23 protein-coding genes and 2 tRNA genes are annotated in these 25,435 nt (G+C 60.9%); 10 read left to right on the forward strand and 15 right to left on the reverse strand.

The features are described 5' to 3' along the window. The first annotated feature begins 67 nt into the window (after positions 1–67). The 3 genes from serS to J3349_RS08805 all read left to right on the forward strand — a co-directional run bounded on the left by serS (position 68) and on the right by J3349_RS08805 (position 1,831). A complete protein-coding gene (gene serS / locus J3349_RS08795) occupies positions 68–1,396 on the forward strand; it encodes a serine--tRNA ligase (RefSeq protein WP_207677149.1) in 1,329 nt (442 codons plus the stop codon). Between the two features lie 195 nt (positions 1,397–1,591). Beyond that, positions 1,592–1,668, forward strand: a tRNA-Met gene (locus J3349_RS08800). 91 nt (positions 1,669–1,759) lie between these two features. Continuing rightward, positions 1,760–1,831, forward strand: a tRNA-Glu gene (locus J3349_RS08805). 196 nt (positions 1,832–2,027) lie between these two features. Here J3349_RS08805 and J3349_RS08810 read toward each other — a convergent pair. The 6 genes from J3349_RS08810 to J3349_RS08835 form a co-directional block, all read right to left on the reverse strand. Beyond that, on the reverse strand, positions 2,028–2,828 hold the full coding sequence (locus J3349_RS08810; protein ID WP_158395540.1) for an SDR family oxidoreductase: 801 nt from the start codon (positions 2,826–2,828) through the stop codon (positions 2,028–2,030). A 234-nt stretch (positions 2,829–3,062) separates the two neighbouring features. Beyond that, positions 3,063–3,719: an HAD family hydrolase gene (locus tag J3349_RS08815; RefSeq protein WP_207677150.1), complete on the reverse strand. Its 657-nt coding sequence runs from the start codon at positions 3,717–3,719 to the stop codon at positions 3,063–3,065. Positions 3,720–3,741: 22 nt separating this feature from the next. Further along, complete coding sequence (locus J3349_RS08820) at positions 3,742–5,121, reverse strand: PH domain-containing protein (RefSeq protein WP_207677151.1); 1,380 nt, start codon at positions 5,119–5,121, stop codon at positions 3,742–3,744. Beyond that, positions 5,118–5,549, reverse strand: coding sequence for a PH domain-containing protein (locus J3349_RS08825; protein ID WP_207677152.1), 432 nt, complete (start codon positions 5,547–5,549; stop codon positions 5,118–5,120). Before J3349_RS08825 ends, J3349_RS08820 begins: the two co-directional genes overlap by 4 nt. Then, entirely contained in the window at positions 5,546–6,211 is a 666-nt protein-coding gene (locus J3349_RS08830) for a TrkA family potassium uptake protein (protein ID WP_207677153.1), read from the reverse strand. Before J3349_RS08830 ends, J3349_RS08825 begins: the two co-directional genes overlap by 4 nt. A 30-nt stretch (positions 6,212–6,241) precedes the next feature. Further along, entirely contained in the window at positions 6,242–6,655 is a 414-nt protein-coding gene (locus tag J3349_RS08835) for a TrkA family potassium uptake protein (RefSeq protein WP_015565069.1), read from the reverse strand. Between the two features lie 487 nt (positions 6,656–7,142). On the opposite strand from J3349_RS08835, the gene J3349_RS08840 reads away from it, so the two are divergent. Both J3349_RS08840 and J3349_RS08845 read left to right on the forward strand, forming a co-directional pair. Continuing rightward, on the forward strand, positions 7,143–7,973 hold the full coding sequence (locus J3349_RS08840; protein ID WP_158395531.1) for an undecaprenyl-diphosphate phosphatase: 831 nt from the start codon (positions 7,143–7,145) through the stop codon (positions 7,971–7,973). 152 nt (positions 7,974–8,125) lie between these two features. Next, positions 8,126–9,250 carry a DUF362 domain-containing protein gene (locus tag J3349_RS08845; RefSeq protein ID WP_207677154.1) on the forward strand — a complete coding sequence of 375 codons (1,125 nt, stop codon included), beginning with the start codon at positions 8,126–8,128 and terminating at the stop codon, positions 9,248–9,250. A 69-nt stretch (positions 9,251–9,319) separates the two neighbouring features. Here J3349_RS08845 and J3349_RS08850 read toward each other — a convergent pair whose 3' ends face one another. Then, a complete protein-coding gene (locus J3349_RS08850) occupies positions 9,320–9,922 on the reverse strand; it encodes a hypothetical protein (protein ID WP_207677155.1) in 603 nt (200 codons plus the stop codon). A 211-nt stretch (positions 9,923–10,133) separates the two neighbouring features. On the opposite strand from J3349_RS08850, the gene J3349_RS08855 reads away from it, so the two are divergent. Together J3349_RS08855 and gluQRS are read left to right on the forward strand one after the other, a co-directional pair. After that, a complete protein-coding gene (locus tag J3349_RS08855) occupies positions 10,134–11,447 on the forward strand; it encodes a M18 family aminopeptidase (protein WP_207677156.1) in 1,314 nt (437 codons plus the stop codon). Beyond that, positions 11,444–12,388, forward strand: coding sequence for a tRNA glutamyl-Q(34) synthetase GluQRS (gene gluQRS / locus J3349_RS08860; RefSeq protein WP_207677157.1), 945 nt, complete (start codon positions 11,444–11,446; stop codon positions 12,386–12,388). The genes J3349_RS08855 and gluQRS overlap by 4 nt, the downstream gene beginning before the upstream one ends. A 115-nt stretch (positions 12,389–12,503) precedes the next feature. Here the strand turns inward: gluQRS and J3349_RS08865 are convergent, their stop codons facing one another. From J3349_RS08865 to J3349_RS08875, 3 genes are all read right to left on the reverse strand, one after another. Next, positions 12,504–13,127 (reverse strand): phosphatase PAP2 family protein, encoded by a 624-nt coding sequence (locus J3349_RS08865; RefSeq protein WP_242699588.1) that lies wholly within the window; start codon positions 13,125–13,127, stop codon positions 12,504–12,506. A 298-nt stretch (positions 13,128–13,425) separates the two neighbouring features. After that, positions 13,426–14,931 carry a carbon starvation protein A gene (locus J3349_RS08870; RefSeq protein WP_207677159.1) on the reverse strand — a complete coding sequence of 502 codons (1,506 nt, stop codon included), beginning with the start codon at positions 14,929–14,931 and terminating at the stop codon, positions 13,426–13,428. 352 nt (positions 14,932–15,283) lie between these two features. Then, positions 15,284–16,204, reverse strand: coding sequence for a LysR family transcriptional regulator (locus J3349_RS08875; RefSeq protein ID WP_158403241.1), 921 nt, complete (start codon positions 16,202–16,204; stop codon positions 15,284–15,286). A gap of 144 nt (positions 16,205–16,348) precedes the next feature. Here J3349_RS08875 and J3349_RS08880 point away from each other — a divergent pair, with 144 nt between their 5' ends. The 3 genes from J3349_RS08880 to J3349_RS08890 are packed head-to-tail and all read left to right on the forward strand — an operon-like array spanning position 16,349 to position 18,044. Beyond that, entirely contained in the window at positions 16,349–16,558 is a 210-nt protein-coding gene (locus tag J3349_RS08880; protein WP_207677160.1) for a hypothetical protein, read from the forward strand. Between the two features lie 34 nt (positions 16,559–16,592). Then, positions 16,593–17,495, forward strand: a complete 903-nt coding sequence (locus J3349_RS08885; protein ID WP_207677161.1) for a 2-dehydropantoate 2-reductase — start codon at positions 16,593–16,595, stop codon at positions 17,493–17,495. Between the two features lie 9 nt (positions 17,496–17,504). After that, complete coding sequence (locus tag J3349_RS08890; protein WP_207677162.1) at positions 17,505–18,044, forward strand: histidine phosphatase family protein; 540 nt, start codon at positions 17,505–17,507, stop codon at positions 18,042–18,044. 40 nt (positions 18,045–18,084) lie between these two features. Here the strand turns inward: J3349_RS08890 and J3349_RS08895 are convergent, their stop codons facing one another. Genes J3349_RS08895 through J3349_RS08915 form a run of 5 tightly spaced genes read right to left on the reverse strand, consistent with a single transcriptional unit; the run spans position 18,085 to position 25,019 of the window. Next, entirely contained in the window at positions 18,085–19,440 is a 1,356-nt protein-coding gene (locus J3349_RS08895; RefSeq protein WP_207677163.1) for an MATE family efflux transporter, read from the reverse strand. 12 nt (positions 19,441–19,452) lie between these two features. Further along, on the reverse strand, positions 19,453–19,686 hold the full coding sequence (locus J3349_RS08900; RefSeq protein WP_149794709.1) for a hypothetical protein: 234 nt from the start codon (positions 19,684–19,686) through the stop codon (positions 19,453–19,455). Further along, complete coding sequence (locus J3349_RS08905; RefSeq protein WP_207677164.1) at positions 19,683–22,997, reverse strand: SbcC/MukB-like Walker B domain-containing protein; 3,315 nt, start codon at positions 22,995–22,997, stop codon at positions 19,683–19,685. Before J3349_RS08905 ends, J3349_RS08900 begins: the two co-directional genes overlap by 4 nt. Continuing rightward, positions 22,994–23,602, reverse strand: a complete 609-nt coding sequence (locus J3349_RS08910) for a DUF4194 domain-containing protein (protein WP_207677165.1) — start codon at positions 23,600–23,602, stop codon at positions 22,994–22,996. The genes J3349_RS08905 and J3349_RS08910 overlap by 4 nt, the downstream gene beginning before the upstream one ends. Continuing rightward, positions 23,586–25,019 carry a Wadjet anti-phage system protein JetA family protein gene (locus J3349_RS08915; RefSeq protein WP_158395506.1) on the reverse strand — a complete coding sequence of 478 codons (1,434 nt, stop codon included), beginning with the start codon at positions 25,017–25,019 and terminating at the stop codon, positions 23,586–23,588. The genes J3349_RS08910 and J3349_RS08915 overlap by 17 nt, the downstream gene beginning before the upstream one ends. Positions 25,020–25,435: the final 416 nt, after the last annotated feature.

Consider the following 25,435-nt stretch of genomic DNA (forward strand, 5'->3'; position numbering starts at 1 on the left):
CACCGCCTTTGAACGGCACAGCGGGGAACGCCCCCTGTGCAAGCAATAGAGTATAAGGAGAGTTATCATGCTTGACATCAAATTTGTCCGCGACAACCCGGATGCGGTCAAGGAAAACATCAAGAAGAAGTTTCAGGATGCAAAGCTCCCTCTCGTTGACGAAGTCATCGAGAAGGACGCCAAGTACCGCGAGTGCCTGAAGGAAGTCGAGTCCCTGAAGGCTGCCCGCAACAAGCTGAGCAAGGCCAACGGCCCTCTGTTCGGCCAGCTGAAGAAGTGCGACGACGAGGCCAAGAAGGCCGAGCTGCAGGCTCAGATCGACGCCAACAACGCCGCTGTCAAGGCTGACGCCGACAAGATGGCAGAGCTGGAAGACGAGGAGGCAAAGCTGGCTGAACGCATTCAGGAGATCATGTACACCATCCCCCAGATGATCGACCCCAGCGTACCCATCGGCCCGGACGACACCTACAACGTCGAGGCTCAGCGCTTCGGTGAGCCGGTCGTGCCTGATTTCCCCATCCCGTACCACACCGAGATCATGGAGAGCTTCGACGGCATTGATATGGACGCCGCAGGCCGCGTGGCCGGCAATGGCTTCTACTACCTGCTGGGCAACATCGCCCGCCTGCACGAGGCTGTTCTGGCCTATGCCCGCGACTTCATGATCGACAAGGGGTTCACCTATGTCATCCCTCCCTTCATGATGCACGGCAACGTGGTGCAGGGCGTCATGTCCTTCCCTGAGATGGACGCCATGATGTACAAGATCGAGGGTGAGGACCTCTACCTCATCGGCACCAGTGAGCACACCATGATCGGCCGCTTCATCGACCAGACTCTGGATGAGGCTACTCTGCCCCTGACCCTGACTTCCTACAGCCCCTGCTTCCGCAAGGAGAAGGGCGCTCACGGCATCGAGGAGCGCGGCATCTACCGCATCCACCAGTTCGAGAAGCAGGAGATGATCGTCGTCTGCCGTCCCGAGGAGAGCGCTGACTGGTACGAGAAGCTCTGGAAGAACTCCGTCGAGCTGTTCCGCAGCATGGAGATCCCTGTCCGTCAGCTGAACTGCTGCTCCGGTGACCTGGCTGACCTGAAGGTCAAGAGCTGCGACATCGAGGCATGGAGCCCCCGCCAGCAGAAATACTTCGAAGTCTGCTCCTGCTCCAACCTGGGCGATGCACAGGCCCGCCGCCTGCACATCCGCGTCAAGGGCAAGGATGGCAAGACCTATCTGGCCCACACTCTGAACAACACCTGCGTGGCTCCTCCGCGTATGCTCATCGCATTCCTCGAGAACCATCTGCAGGCCGACGGCAGCGTTACCATCCCCAAGGTCCTGCAGCCCTACATGGGCGGCCTCGAGGTCATGGTGCCTGTCCACAAGAAGTAAGCCTGCTTTCCACCATTCTCCAATAAAATGTTGAAAGTCCCCGCCATTCATACAGGATGGCGGGGACTTTTTGCGTACAGACGTATAAAATCAGAAAGAATGAAAAAATTGAAGATTTTTTTGAAAAAGTTGTTGACAAAACGGGGGTTGTTGGATATAATAATAAAGCACTGTTCAAGTGCAACAAATAAATATGGCGGTATAGCTCAGTTGGCTAGAGCATTCGGTTCATACCCGAAGTGTCACCGGTTCAAATCCAGTTACCGCTACCACATTACAGAGTTTCGCTAAGATAAGGGGGACGGTCGTCCGCAATAGTGGATGATGAAAGTCGGAGGTTTTAGCGAAGCTCTGTATTTCTAAGGCCCGTTGGTCAAGCGGTTAAGACACGGCCCTTTCACGGCTGTAACATGGGTTCGATTCCCGTACGGGTCATAAAAAAGCTCCTCAATCTTAGGATTGAGGAGCTTTTTTAGTGTTAGGGTCCCAATCTTCAGGAATGTCTACCGTGGTTGCTGATGTTCAGGTTTGCATTTTATTTGACCCGAACGGGAATCAGAGCAAAAATCACCCCCGCCTGCACCATCCGGCAGGCGGGGGTTCGTTATGCAAGGAAGCAGATGATGTCGTTTTACGGTCTCTGGCCCATGCCGCCTTCCAGCGTCAAGGTCTCGCCGGACATATACTTGAAATCCGGCATGGCCAGCTGGACGCAGACACGGCCAATCTCCGTCTCAGCGTTGCCGTAGTGGCCCATGGGAGGCATCTTGACGTTGGCCTTGAAAGCGTCAGGGTAGGCGTCCCTGAACTGCTCGAGCTTGGCCGTCCATGCCAGCGGGCAGACCACGTTGACGTTGATGCCGTCCTTGCCCCACTCGGTGGCGGCGACGCGGGACATACCGCGGATGCCCTCCTTGGCGGCAGCATAGGCCGACTGGCCGAAGTTGCCGAAGAGGCCAGCGCCGGAAGCGAAGTTGATGACGCTGCCGTGAGACTCAGCCAGATAGGGGTAGCAGGCTTTCATGTAGTAGAAAGCGGCGTAGAGGCCGGAGTAGATGGCCAAATCGAACTGCTCGGTGGTGTGCTCGGTCAGCGGCACGCCGGAGGCCGAAGCCTGTGCATTGTTGATGAGCACCTGAATGCCGCCGAAGGTATCGACAGCCTGCTTGACCACATTTGCCACAGTGGCCTCGTTGTTGCCGCCCGCGCAGACATCGGCCTGCACGGTCAGCACCTTGATGCCGTAGAGGCTTTCCAGCTCCTGCTTGGCTGCTTCCAGCTTCTTGACATTGCGGCCTGTGATGACGAGGTTCGCGCCCTCCTTGGCGTATGCGGTGGCGATGCCGTAGCCGATGGAGCCGCAGCTCCCATCCTTCAGGACAGCGCGCCCTGCGCCGGTAATGATGGCGGTTTTACCAGTTAAAAAGCCCATAAGTTGTAACCTCCTGTTTCGATGTCCCTCGGTGTTCTGCCGGGGGTTGTTCTATAGCTCGAGTATATCAGAAAATCGGAAAATTGTAAAATAGCGCTTTTGAATCGTTTTTTCTTTGCTTGAGGAATGGCGCAGACGCTCACTCGCGGTATTTTTTCATCATTTCCTTTTGCAAAAAAATACGGCCCTGCCAGGATGCATTTCAGCGTCCCGGCAGGGCCGTGCTTTTGTTTTTCAGTGCTGGTGGAGATACGTCAGAATATCTTCCGGCTTTGCGGCCAGAGCATCGGCACCGGCGGTGGTCAGCTCTGCTTCGCCCCGGAAGCCCCAGAGAACGCCCAGAGCGGGCAGACCGGCATTGTGTCCCGTAAGGATGTCTACGTCGCTGTCGCCCACGAAAAGGGTGCTCTGCGGGTCTGCGCCGAGGTCAGCCATCAGAGAGTAGACGCCAGCCGGGTCGGGTTTGGTGGGAACACCGGGACGGCTGCCCCGCACCAGCGAAAAGCTGTCCGGGCCGAAGTAGTGCTCGATGATCTTTCCACAAAAAGAGTCCGCTTTGTTGGAAAAAACGGCGGTCTGGACGCCCTCGGCCTTCAGCGCGGCCAGCAGTTCCAGGATGCCGGGATAGGGGGCCGTTTTGTCTTCCTTGTGGGCGTCATACCGGGCCGAGAACTCGGCCAGCGTGGCGGCAAGCTGTTCGGGCGTCCGGGCGTTCTCCGGGGAAAAGCGCTCCACCAGCTTCGGGATGCCGTTGCCCACGAAGTGCTTGTAGGTCTCTACTGGAAAGGTCGGCCAGCCGTGCTGGAAGCAGACCCAGTTGGCCGCGTCGGCCAGGTCGTCGATGGTGTTCAGTAAGGTGCCGTCCAAATCGAAGAGAATGGTTTTTATCATGAGAATCAGACTTCCTTTTGTTTTATGTTTCCTGCTCCAAAGCGTTGAGACAGGGCGCAGCGTCCCGCACGGGGATGCTGCGCACCTTGAGCCGCACCTGCCCGGGCAGAGCCAGCGTCAGCGTCATGCGCTGATAACGTGCCGCCCAGGGCGATTGGAAGGTGCGCAGGCAGACATCCGGGTGGAACACACAGATGCAGTGGAGATAAACACCCTTCTGCCGCCGCAGGGTGAACCGGCCCTCCCGGAGCCAGATGCCCTCTTTCAGCCAGCCCATCAGCCCGCCCGCCAGAAAGACGGCAAATACCGCTGTCGGGATGAGCAATGTCCCCGTGAGGGCAGGCAGAACGCTGCGGGAAACCAGCACCAGCAGCAGGCACAGCCCGAACGGGATGCCGGCAGGCGCAAAGAAAACGGCGCTGCGGTGGGTGAGGTCGTGCCGGGTGTCGGGCGGCATCCGGAACTCGGGCAGCAGCTCCCGGAACAGCTCTTCCTGCCCGGAGCGGTAGACGAAAAGCGGCAGTTCCGGGCGGCAGCTGCCTGCCACCACGAATACCGGCCAGCGCTTCATGAGCCGGGCGATGGGGGAGACGCGGACGTCCGCGTAGCTTATCTCACTGCTCCGCACCCGAAACTCGAACCGGGACAGCCAGCCGCCCCGGCTGCCCAGCTGGTCGGCAGTGTGCCAGACCGTATAATGGACGGTCTGGACAAAACTGCGGGCCAGACTGATGCCGAAGAGCGACCCGGTCAGCACCAGCATCCACGCCGCACCGGCGGGCAGCCAGTGGGCCGCGAACCGGACGAGGACGTTCAGCCGGGAGAGGGCTACTGCCTCGGCGGTGAGGGGAAATGGTCGGCTCTGCCGGATGGCCAAATAGGTCAGCGCCAGCGTGGACAGACCGTTGGCACCCAAAACCACCAGCGCGGCCCGCTCGCCCCCGGCAGGGCGGTGGCAGACCGGGTCCCGGACAGGCATCAGGCGGTCAGCAAGCTCCTGCGCGTCTTCTTTGTGCAAATAAAGGGTGACGGCTCGCTTGGCAGGCTGGCCCACCGGGTAGAGCACTACCCGGCTGGCCCCGAGCAGCCGAAAGAAAAGCGGCCGCTCAATGGTCAGTGCGGCCAGAGCTTCGCCCCGGATGATGCGCTCCCGCTTGGAGATGAACGCCCACCGCAGCCGGAGCACACCGGCCTCATCCAGCGCCCAGCTGCTGGCTTCCAGCAGGATGGAGCTGGCCCCGCAGAGGAAGAGCAGAAGCGCGGCGTCCTGCCGCAGAGCTGTGAGCAGAGCGTTCAGGCTGAACTCCAGCAGGGCATTCGCCAGCGGCAGCAGGCAGACGACGACCGCCTTGCGCAGGAAGCGGAGGGCGGCGAGGGGGTGGTAATGCCGTTGTCGGGTCATGGTGCATCCTCCGCCAGAATGTGGGCCAGAAGCCCGGCCTGCTGGGCCGGGATGGCGGGCAGAAAGAGCTTCGCACCTGGGGCCGCCACGATGAGCAGCGAGACGCCGCCCAGCCGCAGCAGGGGTGTCCGGAGCAGCCGGACGCTGGTAACAGCCCGGCGGGGAAGCACCTGACGCACTGGCAGCGCAACGCCGGAGTAGACCGTCACGGTCCGTTCCCCCAGCACAGCAGCGAAGCTGCAGGCCCGAGCCCAGAGGCAGTAGACCAGAAAGCCCCAGAGCAGGCAGAAACCCGCCCCAGCGACAATGCTCTGCCAGAACACGAAGGGCGCAGCGAACAGCCCCGGCACCGCCGCCCAGACGCAGAGGACGGCCCGGCCAGTAGGCGGGATGATGACGGCGGTGCGCCGCAGCTCCTGCTCCGTCACTTATCGCTGAGGCCCCAGGCCTCGGTCAGCTCGTGCAGGCTGTCGTCACGGGTCAGGCAGAGGATGTGGTCCCAGGGCAGCAGGATCGTGCTGCCGTGGGGGATGATGAACTCGGTGTCGCGGGTGATGCTGATCAGGATGGTGTCGCCCGGGATGGGGATGTCCATGATGGCCTTGCCCGCGTAGAGGAAATTCTCGGGCAGCAAAATTTCATTCAGGCTGGCCGTGCCGCCGCCCAGAGAGAGGAGCTGGCGGATGGTATCCGTCTCGATCTCCCGCTCGAGAATGTGGCTCAGGTTGTCGGTGCCGCAGACCACGGTGTCCACGCCGAGAGTGTGGAGCAGTTCGCGGTTCTTGGGGTTGGAGGCCCGGGCCACGGTGCGGTCTACGCCGAACTCCCGCTTGGCGATCTGACAGGCCACAAGGTTGTCTTCGTCAGAGCCGGTCACAGCCACAAAGGCGTCGCAGCTGGCGACGTCGGCGGTGCGCAGAGTGTCCACGCTGATGGAGTCGCCGCAGATGACCGGGATGTCCAGCATATCGGCCAGCATCCGGCACTGGCTCTCCACTGGCTCGATGATGACGATTTCGTGGCGGTTGGCCAGCAGGCTCTGGGCCAGATACCGGCCCACACGCCCGCCGCCGGCAATACAAACTTTCATAATGCTACCTCATTATACAAATGGTATCGGTTATTTGGCGAGAGAACGGAACACGGCCTGCTCGGTGAGGACGGTGGGGCAGATGGTGTCCAGTTCGTAAGCCTTGTGGTAGAGTACCTGCAGGTGGGGGTCGGAGACGCGGCAGATGACCTTTTCGCGCTGAAAGAGGCTCTTGGCGATCTGCGCGGCCATCAGGTTGAGGGAGTCGTCCTCGCTGACAGCGGCCACGGCGTCGCAGTTCTCGATGCCTCCCTGACGCAGTACATCGGGGTCGGTGGGGTCGCCCACAAGGGCGTTGCCGCTGAAGGTGTAGTCGTCGAAGGCGTCCAGACGCTTGAGCTGTTCGGAGTCCTTTTCGATGATGGAGATGTCGTGGCCGATGCGCTCCAGGTCCCGCACCAGCGATGCGCCCACCTGGTCGCAGCCGATTACAAGAATGTTCATGAAATTACCTCGCTAAAAAATAAAAGATAAAACATATAAGTTGGCTTTCGCGCCTGTGCGCTGGGCAAAACGCTTTTACATTAAGGCTGATGTTCTCTTTTGATGTCAAAAGAGAACCAGAAAACCACCAGCGATTTCGACGCGCTGGATCCACGAGAAAGGGGCTGCTCGCCCCTTTCAGACCCCAAAGGGGAAGTCAAAACGGAAAAAAGCTAGCCGCTTCGCTAAACGCTTTTTTCTCGTTTCTCCGATTTACGGCTTCGCCGAGGGTGTTAGGCTTTCGCTGGACGTAGTGTCCTACAATAAATCTACATCCCAGTATAGCATATTTTCCCCCGCAGATAAATAGAAAAGCTGTAGGGGACTCCAGAGATAAAATTTTTGAATTCCTGGTGCGCAAAGAGTCGGAATATGGTATACTGAAACAGTATGACGATAAGAATCACAAAAGCCCGTGCGCCCGGCGTACGGCAGGAGGAGTGCTTATATGTTTCTTGAGATCATCAAAGCGATCTTGATGGGCATCGTGGAGGGCATCACCGAGTGGCTGCCCATCTCGTCCACAGGCCATATGATCTTGCTGGAACAGGTGGTAAAGTTCAACGCCAGCGAAGAGTTCATGTCCATGTTCCGCGTGGTCATCCAGCTGGGTGCCATCCTTGCGGTGGTGGTGCTGTTCTGGGGCAAGCTGTGGCCCTTCGGCCTGCGGCATGGCCGCGTCATCTCCAAGCCCAGCGTCTGGCAGCTCTGGTTCAAGGTGGTCGCTGCCACCCTGCCGGTGCTGGTCATCAGCCCGTTGGACGACTGGATGGAGGCTCACTTCTACAACTACATCACCGTGGCCGCAATGCTCATCCTCTACGGTGTGCTGTTCCTCGTGGTGGAGAGCCGCCGCACTGCGCCCCACGTCACCCATCTGGAACAGATCACTTACCGTGACGCCCTCATCATCGGCGTCTGGCAGATGCTGGCCATCATCCCCGGCACCTCCCGTTCCGGCGCGACCATCGTGGGCGGCCTGCTGCTGGGCCTCTCCCGTGCCTGCGTGGCGGAGTTCACCTTCTACCTCGCCATCCCGGTCATGGCGGGTGCATCCCTGCTCAAGGTGCTCAAATTCGCCGTCTCCGGTGTCGCCATCACCGGCACCGAGGTGGCTGTGCTGGCGGTGGGCTGCGTGGTGGCCTTCGTGGTCAGCCTGGCGGCTATCCGCTTCCTGATGGATTACGTCAAGCGCCACAACTTCACCTTCTTCGGCATCTACCGTATCGCCCTCGGCCTTGTGGTGCTGGCCGTGGCAGTGGTGTCCGCAATGGTGTAAAATCGAACTCAGGTCTTTTAAGCCTCTTGCTTCGGCGAGGGGCTTTTCTTGCGCCTGCCCCTGCGTCGTGCTATAATGCTTTCAGAGAGTATGAGCGCGGCAGATACGCGCCGCAAAGTCGAAAACGTCAAAGAAAACAGGAGGAAAAGCCGATGGAAGCATCGACCGTCTACTATACCGATTTCCGCTGTCCCGTGGGTACCAGCCTCACCGATAAGCTGCGCCGCCTGTGCATCGCGGCAGGCATCAAGAACATCGACATGGAGGGCAAGTTCGTCGCCATCAAGATGCATTTCGGCGAGCTGGGCAACCTGGCCTATCTGCGCCCCAACTACGCCAAGGTCGTGGCCGACCTGTGCAAGGAGCAGGGCGGTATGCCCTTCCTGACCGACTGTAACACCCTGTACCCTGGCAGCCGCAAGAACGCCCTCGAGCATCTGACCTGCGCCCAGCTGAACGGCTTCTGGCCCATGACCACCGGCTGTCAGGTCATCATCGCCGACGGCCTGCGCGGCACCGATGAGGTGGAGGTGCCTGTGCCGAACGGCGAATACTGCAAGACCGCTAAAATCGGCCGCGCCATCATGGACGCCGACATCTTCATCAGCCTGAGCCACTTCAAGGGCCACGAGTCCACCGGCTTCGGCGGTGCCATCAAGAACATCGGCATGGGCTGCGGCTCCCGCGCCGGCAAGATGGAGCAGCACGCCTCCGGCCACCCGGCGGTGCAGGAAGACCTCTGCCGCGGCTGCCACCGCTGCGCCAAGGAGTGCGGCTCCGACGCCATCAGCTACAACGAGAAGAACAAGGCCGTCATCGACCAGGACAAGTGCAAGGGCTGCGGCCGCTGCATCGGTGCCTGCAACTTCGACGCCATCTATGCCCTGTGCGACAGCGCCAACGAGATGCTGGACCGCAAGATGGCCGAGTATGCCGCCGCCGTCTGCCATGACCGCCCTACCTTCCACATCAGCCTTGTGCAGGACATCAGCCCCAACTGCGACTGCCACGGCGAGAACGACGCGCCCATCCTGCCGGACATCGGCATGTTCGCCTCCTTTGACCCGGTGGCCCTCGACCAGGCTTGTGCTGACGCCTGCCTGAACGCCGCTCCGCTGCCCAACAGCCAGCTGGGCCAGAACCTCGCCACCCCGGGCTGGAACTGCCACCACGACAACTTCAAGGACTCTAACCCCAACATCGAGTGGAAAGCGACTCTCGAGCAGGCCGAGAAGGTCGGCATGGGTACCCGCGCCTACACCCTCAAGAAAGTCTGATCCCGATAAAACAAAGGCCGGACGACTCCCGCACCAAAGCGGAAAGGCGTCCGGCCTTTTCTCTGTGATTTAATACTCGCCCTTTGCCTCTGGCACGAGGGGGTCAACGACATCCTCAAGGGCGTTCCAGTTCTTCTCAGAGAAGGTCAACTTCCTGGCGTCGAGGCCCACGTCCTCCAGACGGCCTGCCATGGCGTCCTTGTCTTCCAGCAGGGCAGCGGCATCGTCCTTTATCATAGGCCATGCCTCGGCAAAGCCCTCCTGCTCCGAGTCGGAGAGGTTGTCGTACCACTGGGTGTAGGCGTCCTCAATGGCCGTTTCCGTGCGGGCAGAGAGGTTTGCCTCGTCGGCCCAGACCAGCAGGGTGGCTGCGGCCTGCACGCTCTTGAGGGAGCAGCCGGACACACCGGGACCCCAGCCGAGGCTGGGCTCAAAGGCGGCTGCAGTACCGTCTACGCTGAACAGTGAGTTCTCGTCGAAATCTTTATTGAACAGCCCGGAGGTGTCGGCCTGCGCGGTGCTGCTGGGGGCGCTCTCGCTGCTGACGCTGGACGGCTCAGAAGCCGAAGAGCTTGCGTGGGAGGCGTCGCCGTTTGTATTGGAGCAGCCTGCCAGCAGGCCGCACAGCAGAGCAGCACTCACAAGGAGCGAAAGGATGTGCTTTTGAGTCATAGGGGATGTCCTCCTTCTATCTGCGCCCGGCCCGCAGGCCGGGGAAAATATCTCTCTGAGACTAGTATACTGTTCTGCCGCGCGGTTGTCAATCGGCCTTGCCACGAACAAATTTTAAGGGGCCGCGCAGTGGGGCCGGATTGACCTTTCCGGCGCAGCGGGCTATAATAAAGGGTACAGGAATCGTTAAAATACCAAGGAGAAAATAACCATGAAGAATGCAGCTTTTTCGATAGAGGAGCTTTTCCGTTTTCTGGACGCCGGCGTCAGTGCTTTCCACTCCACGGCTGCTGCGGCCGCCATTCTGGAAGCCGAGGGCTATGTGAACTGCCCCGAGAGTGCCGCGTGGGAGCTGGCCCCCGGCGGCAAGTATTACACCACCCGCAACGGCTCTGCCGTGCTGGCATGGCGTATGCCCAAGGGTGAGCTGACCGGCTGGCACGCAGCCGCCAGCCACAGCGACTCGCCCACCTGGCGTATCAAGCAGTTCGACACGGAGGACAAGGTCTTCGCCAAGGCCGAGGTCGAGGGCTACGGCGGCATGATCATGCCCTCCTGGCTCGACCGCCCGCTGACCGTGGCAGGCCGTCTGCTGGTGCGCACCGAGAGCGGCATCGAGAGTCGTCTGGTCTGCCCCGACCGTGCGCTGGCCTGCATCCCCAACCTCTGCATCCACTTTAGCCGCGACCTGAACAACGGCATGAAGTATAACCCGCAGGTCGATCTGCAGCCCATCTTCGGCGGCAAGGGCGGAAACCTGAAAGAGGTCCTGGCCGCTGAGGCCGGCGTGAAGGCCGAGGACATCCTCGACGCTGACCTTGTCCTCGCTACCCGTGAGAAGGCTGTCCGCATGGGCCTGAACGGCGAGTATTTCATGTCCGGCCGCATCGACGACCTCGAGTGCGCCTACACCACTCTGTGGGGCTTCCTGCAGGGCCGCGGCGAAGAGGAAGGCCGCGGAGACATCTGGGTCATGTTCGACAACGAAGAGGTCGGCTCTTCCAGCCGTCAGGGCGCGCAGGGTACCCTCATGGCCGACGTGCTGACCCGCATCGAGGAGAGCATGGGCGTCAGCAGGGAGCAGAGCATCCGCGCCCGCACCAACTCACTGGTGCTGAGCGCCGACAACGGCCACGCCACCCATCCCAACCACCCCGAAAAGAGCGACCCCGCCAACCCCGTCGTGATGGGCGGCGGCGTCCTGCTGAAGTATAATGCCCGCCAGACCTACACCACCAGCGGATTCACCGGTGCAGCCTTCACCGCCATCTGCAAGAAGGCCGGTGTGCCGGTGCAGGTGTTCGCAAACCGCGCCGATGTGCCGGGCGGCTCCACGCTGGGCAATCTGCTGGGCCATCAGATCCTGATGCCCATGGTGGACATCGGTCTGGGCCAGCTGGCCATGCACTCCGCCATGGAGACGGCAAGCTGCGCCGACGCCGAGTACATGGCAAAGGCCGTGGCAGAGTATTACAACACCCCCATCTTCCAGCCGAAGGACGGGGAGTGGAAGCTGGGCCTGTGAGCGCTGTCGTCGGGCGGTTCGCCCCCAGCCCCAGCGGGCGGCTCCATCTGGGCAACCTCGCGTGCAGCCTCCTTGCATGGCTGAGCGCCAGGAGCCGAGGCGGGCGAATCGTTCTCCGCATCGAGGACCTGGACGCGGAGCGCTGCCCCCGCAAATACGCCGACCAGCTGGAAGAAGACCTTGGGTGGCTGGGCCTTTTCTGGGATGAGGGCGGCAGCAAGGGCGGCCCCCATGAGCCATATTACCAGAGCGAGTGCAGCGGCATCTACACCGAGAGCTACAAAAAGCTGGAAGCCATGGGGCTTGTCTATCCCTGCTTCTGCTCCCGCAGCCAGCTCCATGCCGCCAGTGCGCCCCATACCTCGGATGGCAATGTCATCTATCCAGGTACCTGCCGGGGGCTGACAGCCGAAGAAATCGCCGAAAAGCGGAAGAAGAAAGCCCCGGCCTACCGCCTCATGGTGCCGGACGAGAACATCACCTTCACCGACGGCTGTATGGGCGAACATACAGAAAACCTTCTGCGCGACTGCGGTGACTTTTACCTCCGCCGCGCCGACGGCGTATTTGCGTATCAGCTGGCCGTCGTGGTGGACGACGCCCGGATGGGCGTCACCGAAGTCGTGCGCGGGGCCGACCTGCTTTCCTCTACGGCGCGGCAGCTCTATCTGTACCGGCTTCTGGGTCTGCCTGCACCGAAGTTCGCCCACTGCCCTCTGCTGCTGGCGTCGGATGGGCGGCGGCTCTCCAAGCGGGACGGCGACCAGAGCCTTGAGAACCTTCGCGCCCGCTATACGGCCGAGGACATTGTGGGCCGTCTGGCCTATGCCTACGGCTTGCAGGAAGAGCCTGCACCTCGGACGCCGGAAAGCCTCATCAAAGACTTTTCGTGGGATAAGGTGCCGAAGAAGGATATTTGTCTGCCGGAAGGACTGTTTTAGCGTAGCGTAACACCCTCGGCGAAGCCGTAAATGGGAGAAACGAGAACAAAAAGACCTTCAAGTTTTCATGAAGAGAACTTGAAGGTCTTTTCTGCTTTCAGAAAGGGGTACGTTATCAGAGCCGCTGCGGAATGCGGCGCATCTCTCCCGAGCGCTCGAGGCTGCTGGCGGCAGCATCCAGCGCAAAGGCCAGTGCTGCGCCCAGCACCACGTCGATGCAGCTGTGCTGCTTGAGCAGCATGGTGGACAGGATGATGGCCATGCCCAGAACATTCGCGGCAGGCCGCATCCAGCGGCGGCCCGGCTCGTCGAAGCAGCGGCTCCGGCGGTAGCCTATCATCAACGTCACCGTGTTGAGGACGTGGATGGACGGGCAGACATTCTTGGAGCTGTCAACGGCATAGAGCATCCGCACCAGACGGGCGAAGATGTCGCTGCCATACACCCGGTAGGGCCGCAGAGCAAGCCCTGTGGGCAGAAGGACATAACAGCTCAGCGCGATGGTCATACCGGCGAAGAGGCACAGGCAGACCCGCCAGAAGTCGCTGCGCTCGCCGTGCCGCAGCAGATAGAACAGGGTAAAGGGTATCCACGCGAACCATGCAAAATAGGGGACGATGGCGTACTTGCAGAAAGGGATGACATCATCCAGCTGGCAGTGTACCCAGATGGCAGGGACGGTGATATTCACCTCGAGCCAGTGGAACACGGTCAGATAAAATACAGTGTAAAGAGCCATGAAAGAGACGGGATGGCGTGCGATCCAGCTGCGCATCAGTAACACTTCCTTTTAGGGGCGGTATTCCATTTCACCCCGGCTTCATAGCATTATACGCCCCAATCATGAACAAAACAAGACAAAAATTTGACAATCTTACTAAAACACCCTGCGAAAAACTGTGCAGATAGTCGAGCTGTTTTTAAACAAAAACAAGCCGCTGCCAACTGGCAGCGGCTTGTTGCTTGAAGTTCAAGCAATGCCGTCCGGAATGGGTACACTCAGACGGCGGCGAAACTCAGGTGAGTATGCCGGGCTGTTATGCAGCCTTCTTCTGGGTATTCTTCTTGGTCGCGTGCAGGAAGATGGCCAGCATTGCGATGGCGAAGATGACGCCGAAGGGATATGCAACAGCGGTGTTGTAGATGGTAGCGCCCTCAGCGGTCTTGCTGTTGAGGAGGCCGCCCAGGCACTCAGGAGCCAGAACGAAGTAAGTAGAAGAAACTGCGCTCATGAAGGTAGCAGGCACAGCGGTGATCCAGTAGTTCTTCTTCTCCTGGAAGAGGTACATGGAAGCAGCCCACAGGACGATCATAGCCAGAGTCTGGTTGGTCCAGCTGAAGTAGCGCCAGATAACGGTGTAGTTGATGAAGCCCAGTGCATTGCCGATGCCCAGGAAAGCGCCGACGCCCAGAACGGGGATGCAGAGCTTCAGGCGGTTTGCGTAGCTGTCCTGATCGATCTTGAACCAGTCGGCCAGGGTCAGACGAGCGGAACGGAATGCGGTATCGCCAGAGGTGATGGGGCAGACGACAACGCCGATCATAGCCAGTGCGATACCCACACCGCCCATGGTCTTGGAGCAGACGTCGTAGATAGCAGCGGACTGGCCCTCAGCCAGAGCAGCTGCCAGACCGGTGTTCAGACCGCCGGTGATCTCGTACAGGGAGCAGCCAGCTGCGGCCCAGATCAGGGCGATGATGCCCTCGCAGACCATTGCGCCGTAGAAGACGAAGTGGCCCTGCTTCTCACTCTTCATGCAGCGAGCCATCAGAGGCGACTGAGTGGAGTGGAAACCGGAGATAGCGCCGCAGGCAACGGTGATGAACATGAAGCTCCAGATCGGAGTTCCGGAGGGATGCATGCTGCCGAAGTGCTCCCAGATCTCGGGGATGGTGTAGGCGGGGTTGGTGAAGATGCCAAAGATAACGCCGACGGCCATGATGATCAGGCAGATGCCGAAGATGGGGTAGATCTTACCGATGACGGCGTCGATGGAGATGAAGGTCGCAATGAAGTAGTAGACCAGGATGATGACCAGCCAGAACAGGGTAGTGGTCAGAACACCGGACATACCGCTGTTCTTGCACAGGGTGACGATCAGGCCGGCAGGGCCGACTGCGAACACGGTACCGACCATGATCAGCAGCACGACGGAGAACACACGCATGACGTTCTGCATCACAGGGCCGAGGTACTTACCGGTGATCTCTGCGATAGAGCCGCCGTCATTACGCTCGCTCATCATGCCGGAGAAGTAGTCATGCACACCACCGGCAAAGATGGTACCGAAGGTGATCCACAGGAACACCACAGGACCCCACAGAGCACCCTGCAGTGCGCCGAAGATGGGGCCGAGGCCCGCGATGTTCAGCAGCTGGACCAGAAACAGCTTCCACTGAGGCATCACGACGTAGTCAACACCGTCGTTGATGCGGACAGCAGGAGTTTCACGGTCATCGGGTCCGAACGTGTTGTCAACGATCTTGCCGTAGACGAAGTAACCGCCGATCAGGATCGCTAAACAGAGTAAGAAACTAATCATACCAGAAACCTCCTTTTTGATTTCTACAGCCGACCCCATTCTGCCGACTGCCAAAATCATCCTTGGCCTTATGTTAACACATTCTTCATAAAATGAATAATATACTTCTGGTATGGGTCATATATCAAAAAATATATAGTCTGGCGCCCTGTTTGTGGGATGTCTGGCCATATTTTAACGAAGGCACGATTGAATTTCGATAACGTTTCTCTTTGAAACGATTCCAGGAATGTCCAGAAGGCAGTTTGCCAAAAATTTTAGTGCGTTTTTGTGCAGAGTGCTGAGAGAGGGCGCTTTTTTGCCTTTTTCCGTGGCTTTTCTGCATAAAATGGCGAGAGCTGGAAACAGGACCTTATTTTACCGTGAGGGCGGCTTCCCGGTGGAGCAGGTCGATGAATGCCTGTTCTTCGGGCCGGAGCGCACCGTGGTCGGGGTAGACCAGCACGTCCCGCATGACCTGACACTGGGCGGGGCATTTTTTGAGCACCAGATGGAACTGGTCCAGCGCCCGCTGGGGCATGGGGGAGGCCCACATATAAGCTGAGGGCAGCTGCTGCAAGATAGAAAACTGGCTGCACCGCTCGTAGACATGGATGCGGCGGCTGTCGTTGACGTGCCAGCGCACGCCGTCGCCACCGTCTTCGCCGGGGAGCTGGAAATCGTCGTGCATGATCTCCATATAATGGTTCAGCTCCGAGAGGTCTTTCACCTCGTGCTTGGCCAGTGGGCCGTCCCGGTTGGTGAGCAGGCGGTACTCGAACTCCATCACCGGCTCCATTTTCAGGCCCCGGCGGGCGCAGTAGTGGATGTAGTGGTCGTCGTCCTCGGCGGCATACCGCAGCAGCGCCAGGTGATAACCCCGGCGCAGCACGAAGTCCAGCGCCTCCATGGAGCCGCCCTCCCGGATGTGGATGCGGAGCTGGTCGGCCCCGGCGGCGTCTTTCAGGAAATCCACCGCCGCATAGGAGGCGTAGGTGGCATGGGGGATCATCACCCGCAGCTCGGCGCAGCGCTCCCGGGCGTGGTGGGCATCTTCCGTCAGGCGGTCTACCTCTTCCAGCACCCGTGCGGCCTGCTCGATGAACCGCCGCCCCTGCTCGGTGGGGATCATGCCAGTGGACGAGCGCTCAAAGATGCGCAGACCGTATTCCTCTTCCAGCTTCTTCAGCGCCTTGCTGACGTTGGGCTGGGCGGCGTAGAGCTGCTTTGCCGCAGCGCTCACCGAGCCCCATTTCTTAATGGCAACGAGATAACGCAGTTCTGTGATGTTCAAAGCTCTTCTCTCCTGGTCAATGCAGATTCTCCTTTATTCTATCAGCCCGGCGGCAGACGTGTCAAGCCGCGGTTGACGCCTCGAAGAGCGGGGCTTATAATAAAGAAAAACGCCCCGCTCAAAAGCAGGGCAGGAGGTGGAAACATGGAGTGTTACCGCGTTGTGCGCCTCGAAGAACAGATGTACGGCTGCGAAGAGCTGCCCGAAGGGGCAGAGGTCTGCTGTGATGTGACGGTAGAAGCAGCGGACGGCACCCGGAAGACCCTGTCCTGCCCCGACGCCGAGCTGACACGGCAGGGCATCGACGAGGGAGATACCGTGCTCTGGGACGGCACGGCCCTGCGCAAAGCCTGACTTTGGAAAAGAGCTGGAAAAAGAGAGGAACATCATGAAAAAAATCGAGACTTCTGCCCTCATCGGCCTGGGTGCGCTGGGCATCCTCTTTGGCCGGAAGATGCCCGGCGTGAAGGTCATTGCGGATGCGGAGCGTATTGCCCGCTACTCGGCCCAGCCGGTGGTCTGCAACGGCAAAGAGTGCCGCTTCGATTATGTCACGCCGGAGCAGGGCCAGCCGGTCGACCTGGTCCTCGTGGCCGTCAAGGCTACGGTGCTCGAGCAGGCTATCAAGGACATCAAAAAGTTCGTCGGCCCCGACACCATCATCATCAGCGTGCTCAACGGCATTACCAGTGAGAATGACATCGAGGCTGTCTATCCCGGCCACTGTCTGTGGAGCGTCGCCATCGGGATGGACGCCACCCGCGTGGGCCGCAGCCTGACGTTTGGTGCCGAAGGCCGCATCCAGTTCGGCGAGAAGAGCGGCGAGATGACCGACCGCGTAAAAGCGGTGGACGAATACCTCACCGCCTGCGGCATCGCCAGCGAGCCCTGCAATGACATCCTCTTCAAGCAGTGGAGCAAGCTGATGGTCAACGACGGCCTCAATCAGGCGGCCGCTGCTTTTGACCTGCCCTACGGCGGCCTGACCAAGCCCGGCCCGGCCTATGATAAGATGCTCGAGGCCATGCAGGAAGTCATTGATCTGTCGGTGCTGGAAGGCGTCGATCTGCCTGTCGACAACCACAAAGCCTTCCTCGAATCCATGGCCCCCACCTTCAATCCCGACGGAATGCCCAGTATGCGGCAGGACGTCCTCGCCAAGCGCCCCACCGAGGTGGAGCAGTTTGCAGGTGTCGTCCGCCGTCTGGCTCAAAAGCACGGGATGCCCACTCCCGCCAACGATTTCTTCTATGAGAAGATCCGGGAGATCGAGGCCAATTATAATAAATAAGGAGACACCATGCACAGCATTTATTTTGCCCGCCACGGCGAGACGGTCTGGAACGTAGAGAATAAGATCTGCGGCATGACCGACAGCCCCCTCACCGAAAAAGGCCGTCAGCAGGCCCGGGAGCTGGGCCAGAAGGTCAAGGAAAGCGGCGTCCACATCGACGAGATATTGTACTCGCCTCTGAGCCGCGCCGCCGACACCGCAAAGGCCGTGGCCGAGGCCACCGGCCTGCCCGCCCGCTGTGAGCCCCGCCTGCGGGAGCAGTGCTTTGGCAAATACGAAGGCACGCCCCGGGACGGCGCAGAGTTTCGCATCTCTAAGACCCATTTTGCCGACCGCTACGATGGCGGCGAGAGCATGATGCAGCTGGCCCAGCGCATTTATAATCTGTTGGACGAGCTGCGGCAGGATGAGAACAAGACCTATCTTCTCGTGGCCCACAACGGCATCGCCCGTGTAGTGGAGTCCTATTTCCACGACATGACCAACGAGGAGTATTCCGCCGCCGGCATCAAAAACTGTGAGTTGGTGGAATACCGGTTCGAATAACAGAAAAAAGGCCATCGGGAGATCCCGATGGCCTTTCTTTTCAACAGGGTACTTTGCGATAGTGGAAAACTTTGTCCTTGGTGATGAACATCAGTACCGTGACGCAGAGCGCACCGGCTTCGGCTGCCGTGACGGCCAGCCAGACGCCCTCGATGCCCAGAACCATGGGCAGGAAGATGAGGGCCAGCAGCTGGAACAGCAAAGTGCGCAGGAAGGAGATGAGCGCACTGGTCACGCCGTCGCCCAGAGCAGTGAAGAAGGAGGAGCCGTAGACATTGAAGCCCATGAGGAAGAAGTTCAGGGCGTAGACGCGGAAGGCGTGGCTGGTCAGTGCCAGCAGCTCGGCGTCGTAGCCCACAAAGATGCGGGCCACATAGGGGATGACCAGCATGGAGAGGGCCGTCATAACGACGGCGATGACGCCGATGAGGCGAAGGCTCTTGGAGTAAAGGTTGTTCAGCTCGGCGTGGTTGCGTGCGCCGTAGTGGTAGCTGACGATGGGGGCGCTGCCGACGGCATAGCCCACGAAGACGGCCACAAACAGGAACGCCGCATACATGATGACGCCATAAGCCGCGACACCGTTTTCACCGGCAAAGCGGAGGAGCTGGTAATTGTAAAGAATGTTGACCAGCGACATGGAAAGGTTGGTCATCAGCTCGGAAGAGCCGTTGATGCAGGCGCTGCGGATGACGCCGCCGTTCCACTGGGCGCGGCCCAGATGGATCGAGCTGGTGGAGCGCTTATTAAGGAAGTAGAACACCGGCAGCACGCCGCCCACGGCCTGACTGATGAAAGTGGCGATGGCCGCGCCCTCGACGCCGCCGTGAAGCATACCCACCAGCACGACGTCCAATACCATGTTGGTAACGCCTGCCGCCACCGTGAAGGCGAAGCCCAGATGGGGCTTTTCGGCGGTGACGAAGAAGCTCTGGAACATATTCTGCAAAATGAAGAAGGGCAGGGACAGCATCAGGAGGCGGCCATACCGGACGGCATAATCCAGCATCTCGCCCTCTGCGCCCAGCAGCGCCGCCGCCGGGCGGACGATGAGAACGCCGACAGCGGAGAGAACGATGCCCGCGAGGAGGCCCGTCCAGACGAAGAGGCTGAAATAGCGGTCGGCCTTTTCCCGGTCGCCCTCGCCCAGCGTGATGCCCACGATGGCGCTGCCGCCGGTGCCAAGCATGAAGCCCACCGAGCCGACCAGCATCGGCACGGGCATGATAAGGTTGACCGCTGCAAAAGCCGTTTTGCCCACAAAGTTCGAGACGCACAGGCCGTCCACGATGCCGTAGATGGAGGTGAACAGCATGGTGCCGACGCAGGGCAGCACGAACCGCAAAAGGCGGCTGTAATCAAAGTGGTCGGATAACTGTATTTTTTGCTTTGACATGGATACTCCTTGTTACATCCCGGGCCGCCAGCCGGTGCAGTAGCGGGCATAATCTCGGTCTGCCTGCTTGACGTAGAGCACCAGCTCCTCGCCGCCGTCCTTTTTGGTGCGCTGACGCACCTTGGTGGGCAGGTTCTGGCGGTGGAGCAGTTCGATCTCGTCGTTCAGCTCTTCTTCGGTGTCAAAGGTGTCCAGCTCGGTCCAGTGGGTGGCAAAGAGCCAGAATTTTACAAGATGTTCGTTCAAGATCCAATTTCCTCCGATGCATTTAGACGGTAAAAGGGCGCGATGGCGTTCACGTCGCCGTGGCGCACGATGGAATAGGTGATGTCACAGTAGGGCTGGATGGCGGTGCTCTTCTCGACGGTGGAGATGAGCAGGACCTGCAGCTGCATCCGGCGGAACAGCTCCATCATGGGGCGGATGCGGTCGCTGGTCATCTTGCTGAACGCTTCGTCCAGCAGCACCAGACGGATGCTGTTCTCGCTCTTCTGGTAGATCTGGAGCAGCGACGCGCAGATGGCTACATAGAAGGGGGCCTGATTCTCGCCGCCGGAAGAATCGCGGCTGACGCGGGAAAGGGAGGCCTGCTGGCCGGAGACGGTGTTGGTCACTTTGATGTCGTAGTCGAGGTAGGTGCGGTAGTCTACATAATCCGAAAGGGTGACATTCTCAGGGCGGCGGCCCTCCTGCCGGGCGCGGGTGTTCTCGTCCACATCGGCCATGATCTTTTCCATCAGCTCGTCCACCTGACGCTCATAGACGGGGTCGGCGGTGGCGGCGAGGTTGTCCAGCGAGTCGCCGTCGGTCATCTGCTGGTTTCCCTTGTCCACGATGACCTGATAGAATGCGGCCAGCTGGGGGTCGCGGCTGGGACCAAGCTCGAAGCGGTAGACCTCTTCGCCGTAGGTCAGCTGTTCCATCACCTTGTTCAGCTCCCGGAACTGCCGCCGTGCGTTGAAGATGTCGTCCTTCATCCGGAAGAGGATGTCCTTGCGGAAGCGGTCCTTGCAGTCGCGTTGTGCCTGCTCGAGGCGGGCGGCGTACCGCTCCAGATCGATGCGCACGAGGCTTTCGTGCTGGGCGCGGTACTGCTCGATGCCCGTAAGGCCCAGCGGATAATCGCAGACGTAGCGGGTGTTGTACTCTTTCTGGGCAGGCTCGAGGGTGCCGGTGAGGTAGACGGCCAGTGCGTCGTCCAGCCGGGCCTGTGCCTTTTCGGCGGACTGGGCCGCATAGCGCGGGCCTTTGTCCTTGCTCAGGGCCGCGAAGCGTTCCCGTGCCAGCGGCTCCAAAAGCGGGTACTGCCCGAAGAACCGGTCAGCGGCGTCCTTTGCCTGCCTGGCGGTCTCTTCTGCCTTGGTCTGCTCAGCCTCGCAGGAGGCCAGCTGCTTTTCGCAGACACGGATGTCGCCGCCGGCTGTCTCCACAGCGGCGCGGGCGGCGTCCCACGCGGCCTCGCGGGCCTCGTCCTCTTTGTAAAGCTGCTGCAGCATCGGGTTCTCGCGGCACTCGGCCAGCTTCTGCTCCTGTGCGGTGCAGTCGGCGCGGGCCGCTTCCAGCGCGGCGCGGGCGTCCCACAGCGCGGCCAGCTCATCCATGACGCTGCTGTGCAGCACATCCTGATAGCTGTCCCGTGTGGCTTTGAGGGCGGCGGCAGACTGCGCCGCTTCCTTGCTGCGGGCAGTCTGCTCATCCAGAGCTTTCGTCAGCGCTTCGGCCCGGGCGCGGCGGGCGTCAAGGCCGATATACCGCTGGGGTGTGCGGAGACGCTCGAGGCGGAAGGGGTGGTGGCGCAGCAGGTCGCGGGTAGCGCTGTCGGGATAGTTTTCCAGTGTGTCGGGGGTGTCACAGCAGACGATGCGCCGCAGGATGGTGTCGGCATACTGTGCGGCCAGCGGGTTCTCGCTTCGGACCTGCGCGGCGAGGCTGTCGGCAGGGGCGGCGTCGGCCTTGCGGTTGGCCGTGCGGATGCTGGGGGTGTCCAGCAGGCTGATGGGGCCGACCTTGTCCCGCAGGGCCACAAAGGCGCTCTTGGCGGCGGCGTAGTGGGTAGGCGGCACGAGGATGTCGAACCGGCGGTCGCCGAGGCAGGCTTCCACGCAGTCCTGCCAGCTCTCGTCCTCGACGCTCAGCAGTTCGCAGAAGATCTTTGCGTCCGGCGTCATGCCGCGGCTCTTGAGCTCAGCGTTCACGGCGTCCCGCACTCTGGTGGCGGCGTCGCCGTGGGGGTAGACCCACCGGCCTCCCGAGACGGAGGCCAGCTCCGCCTGCTTTTCCTGTACTTCGGCGGTGAGGGCGTCGGCGCTCTGCCGTGCGGCGAAATACTGCTCTTCCAGCGGCTTTTCCAGCCCGGCGAGGGCGCTTTGGAGCTGGGGCAGAGTCTCCGCCGTCAGTGAGGCAGGCCAGAGAGATCTCTCGACGGTAAAGCCGCTGCGCTGCAAGCTCTGCAAGAGGCTCTGTACTTTGCCTGCGGCGGCTTCGCTTCTGGAAGCGTCCCGGCTGGCCTTGTCCAGTGCGGTCTTTTTGCGGGCCAGCTCTTCACTCAGGGCGTCCAGCGCCCGGCCCTCGCCGCTGGCGGCGGCACTGTGGGCCGAGAGGTAGGCCCGGCGGGCCTCGGCTTCGGCGTCTTTTGCGGCGGCGTAGCGGGCTGTCAGCTCTTCGTGCTGGCGCTTTCCGGCGGCAAGATGCTCCTGCCAGGTGTTCGTCCCGGCGGCGGCTTCCTCAGCACGGGCCAGCAGGGCAGTGCCCCGGTTGACGAGGGCTTCCGTTTCCTTCTGGGCAGCTTCGCGGCCATAGTCCACGATTTGTTCCAGCGCGGCGGCGCGGGTCTGGGCCTCGGCCAGCACGGCGTGGAGATTTTCCAGCTCCACCCGGTCGCCCTGCAAAGCTTCCAGATCAAGCTCGGGCTGAGGCAGGATGTACTGATACAAAAACTCCCGGAAGTTGGGGATCTCGTCCATACTGGTACCCATCTGGAAGACTTCGTTGAACTTCTTGCCCAGCGGGCTTGCGGCGCGGCCGATGCCAAGCGCCCGGCAGATGCGGTCGCGGGCTTCGCCGGGGCTGCGGGTGTAGGAGAGACGGCCCACAGCGGGCTTGAAGTTCTCTTTCGAGCTGGGCGCGCCGGTGCGGGGGTCGATAAAGGGCAGCTGCTCGAGGGTGCAGCCGTCCTCGGAGATATACCAGGTCTGATCGCCGGGATGGAGCTCCTGCATGGGGCCTTCCGACTCGACCCGGACGGCGATGACGAAGTGGGTGCGCTTGACGCTGTCCCAGAACTCCGCGCCGATGTAGGCCACGGTGCGGCCCGGGCGGCGGTAGGCGTTCTCGCCGCGCTGCTTGGCGTGGACAGAGCCTTGCAGGGTGCGGCCGCTCTTTTTGTTGCCGAGAGCGTTGAAGTTGCGGTTGGTGGTCAGGCAGTAGCGGATGGCGTCGAGGATGGTGGTCTTGCCCACGGCGTTGACGCCGATCATGTAGGTCAGCCGGGCGCAGTCGAAGGTGACGTTCTCAAAGTTGTGCCAGTTGATGAGCTTCAGGCGTTTCAGTTCTATCATTCTTCCACCTCCACGGCAGCGGTGCCGTCCTCCGGCCGCTCATAAAGCGAAAGCTCACTGCGGGTGCGGGTCACCTCGGTGGCAGCGTCCGCGAGGTCGGAATCCGGCAGAGCAAGCAATACAGTGGGGAATACTTCGATGCGGCTATCCAGCCCGGAAAGCCGCCCCACCGGCCGGGCCAGATTGTACCGGCGCAGGGTGCGCAGCAGCTTTTCCAGCGTGGGCTGGTCGAGGCGGCGGGGCAGGTTCATCTTTTGCAATTCGGCCTGTACCTCTTCCACCGTCACCAGAACCTGGTCGGCGCTGGCCGAGAGGCTCTCCCGCTTTTGGAGGTAGAGCAGGCGCAGGACTAAGAGCAGGATGCTCTCGTACTTCAGAAGCCGAGCCTGACTGCCCTCATGCTCGTTGACGAGGGCCGCCGCCTGCAGCGGGGCGGGGTAGAGCACCACCGAGTAGCCCAGCGGCGCAAACACGGCCCGCACTTCGTTGAGGTGGTCCTGAACATAAAGATATTTGGCGCGCTGGTCCTCCACGCCGCCCAGCACAAAGCAGTGGTTGAGCAGATAATTTGCGCACTCTTCCAGCATTTTATTCGTTTCGGTCATCTTCGGCGTCCTCCTTGCGGGGTGTCAGAGTAAATTCTTCAAACCGGAAGCCGCCCCGCGTGGCCCACTTGCCGGTGAGCTGGATGTCATAACAGCGGCGCGGCGACTGGGAGTAGGTGTGCAGTCCGATGATGCGTGCGAAGTCGTTCGGGTATTCGTCGGCGAGGGTGGACGCCGAGACAGAAGGCCGTGCGGCCAGCGCCTGCCGGGCGAGGATGTCCACGTTCTCCTCGGTGACGGCCATCCGGGCGTAGTCCAGCAAGAGCTTCTGCTCCCGGCGAAGCTGCTCCTCGTCCAGCTGTTCGGCCTGCACCGGGGCCAGCGGCGCGTCGGTGCGGGGTGCGGCCGGAGGATAGAGCGGCTTTTCGCCGAAGACCTGCACCGGCCAGAGCTTGAGCCGCGCGGCCAGCGGGCCGTCGTCCGGCTCAAAGAGCTGGTCGGGCGTTTTGATGTCCTCGGCATACCGCCGCAGCAGGGCGGTGACGCTGCCCTGGGCCGAGCGGTCGCTCAGCAGCAGGAACTGCGCCCGCTGAACGGCCCGCTTGCGGTAGCGGACGTGGCTGGCGTCGATCTCCCGGATGAGGGTGCTCATCTCTTCGAGGGCGTCCCGCTGTTTCTGGATGAGGGCGCGGACGGCGGGAGCGGCCTCGCTCGGGGCGCAGCGCTCCACCCGGGCGTAATCCAGCGCCAGCTGGGGCAGATAGTTCGTCTCGCAGTCGTCCAGTCCCTCTTCGAGGAAGGCGCGGTAGTTGAACAGGTTGTCGCTGGTCTTGAAGCGGTGGTAGGCGGCCGCCACCACCTTTTCTTCGTACTGGTCGAAAAGCTCCAAGACTTCCTGCGGGGTGCGGTTGCGGGTGAGACGGTCGATGTAGTGGCCGATGGAGGCGTTGAGGGCGCGGAGGGACTTGTTCAGCGCCTCAAGGTCGCCGGCTACCTCCCGCAGGACGTTCTCGTAGGGGCTCTTCTCTTCGCCCACGTTCTGCAAAAGCTGCCACGCCTTGTAGAGCTTGCCGGTGTAGGTGACGACCCGGGGGTTCAGGATCTCTTCCAGCGCCTCGAGAAGCGGCGTCACCTCCGGCACAAAGGCCAGCGCAGGCTCTTCTTCGTAGCTGCCGGGCTGTTCGGCCAGCCAGCCGGTGCGCCGCAGCCGCAGCAGAAAGCCCAGCGCCAGCGTGTGGGGGTCGCGGGTGGGCTGCTCGGCCTCATCGCCCGCGTCGTCGGCGTCCAGTGCCAGAGGCTTTGCCAGCGCGGCGAAGTAATCCTCGGCCCGGGATACGGCCTCGGCCCGCAGGATGCTGTAATCTGCCGTGTGGCGGCACTCCTCCCACAGCAAGAGCAGCAGCTCTGCATAAAATGCCCGGTTCGGCCCCGCCAGCGGCCGGAACAGCCGCGGGCTGACCAGTTCAAACAACTGCATCCGTATGCCCCTTTCGTTCGGTAAATATCGACTTCTATTGTACCACAGTTGACAGGGATTTGCACCCCGCCGGGAAATAAAAACACAGGCCGGCAAAGCGGTATAAAACCCCTTTGCCGGCCCGTGCGGCGCTCCCTTATTCCCAGGCCCGGCGGCAATGCCGCACAAAAGCCTGACAATGATTGATTCGATGATAGCACGACTTTGGCATTCTGTCAACCAAATTGCTGAAAAAAGAAGAAAGTGTGAAAGGATTTCTCCAATCTTTTCCTGAAATTACACACATTTTCCACGAATTTGTGATAGCCTTAAATACAGAAGAACTCCCCGATAATGTACTCGTTCGAAATACAAGGCGGAACTACTCCTGATAGATGCACAACAGCCCCCCGGAATGCAGGACTCCGGGGGGCTTC

The sequence above is a fragment of the Faecalibacterium sp. Marseille-P9590 genome, from assembly GCF_017377665.1.
Classification (GTDB): domain Bacteria; phylum Bacillota; class Clostridia; order Oscillospirales; family Ruminococcaceae; genus Faecalibacterium.